Source organism: Micromonospora sp. RTBAU3-60 (assembly GCF_054963695.1).
In genome coordinates this window covers 1-952 of sequence record NZ_JBUEGB010000190.1, presented here as the reverse complement: position 1 = coordinate 952, position 952 = coordinate 1, and the positions used below count along the sequence as shown (strand labels likewise).

The following is a 952-nucleotide window of genomic DNA, read 5'->3' as shown; positions in this document are numbered from 1 at the left end:
GTCACCAGGTCGACGTTGCCGGTGCGTTCGCCGTTGCCGAACAGGCAGCCCTCGATCCGGTCGGCGCCGGCGAGCAGGCCCAGCTCGGCGGCGGCGACGCCGGTGCCCCGGTCGTTGTGCGGGTGCAGGCTCAGCACCAGGCTGTCCCGGCGGGGCAGGTGCCGGTGCATCCACTCGATGGAGTCGGCGTAGACGTTCGGCATGGCCATCTCGACGGTGGCCGGCAGGTTGACGATCAGCTTCCGGTCCGGGGTCGGGTCGACCACGTCGATGACCTTGGCGCAGACCTCGAGGGCGTACTCCAGTTCGGTGCCGGTGTACGACTCCGGTGAGTACTCGTAGTGGATGTCGGTGTCCGGGGTGTGGATCTGCGCGTACTTCTGGCAGAGCCGGGCGCCGGTGGTGGCGATGTCGGTGATGCCGTCGCGGTCGAGGCCGAAGACCACTCGCCGCTGCAGCGTCGAGGTCGAGTTGTAGAAGTGCACGATGGCCCGGCGGGCGCCGCGCAGCGACTCGAAGGTCCGGTCGATCAGGTGCTCCCGGCACTGGGTGAGCACCTGGATGGTGACGTCTTCCGGGATCAGGTCCTGCTCGATCAGCTGCCGGACGAAGTCGTAGTCGGTCTGGCTGGCCGAGGGGAAGCCGACCTCGATCTCCTTGTAGCCCATCTGCACCAGCAGCTGGAACATCCGGCGCTTACGCTCCGGCGACATCGGGTCGATCAGCGCCTGGTTGCCGTCGCGCAGGTCCACCGCGCACCAGCGCGGCGCGGCGTCGACCCGGCGGGTCGGCCAGGTGCGGTCCGGCAGATCGAGGCGGAACTGCTGGTGGTACGGCAGGTAACGGTGGACCGGCATCCGGCTGGGGCGCTGCCGGGCGATCGGATCGGTTTCAGCGTCGGTGGCGATTTCAGCCATCTCGGAGTGCTCCCTGGAACATGTGGCGTCAGCAG

At 68.6% G+C, this 952-nt stretch carries 1 protein-coding gene; it reads right to left on the bottom strand.

Annotation, left to right across the window (positions count from 1 at the left end; genetic code table 11):
• A partial coding sequence (locus ACY34I_RS40500) for a 2-isopropylmalate synthase (RefSeq protein ID WP_462760846.1) occupies positions 1-917 on the bottom strand: 917 nt, incomplete at its 3' end.
• Between the last annotated feature and the right edge of the window lie 35 nt (positions 918-952).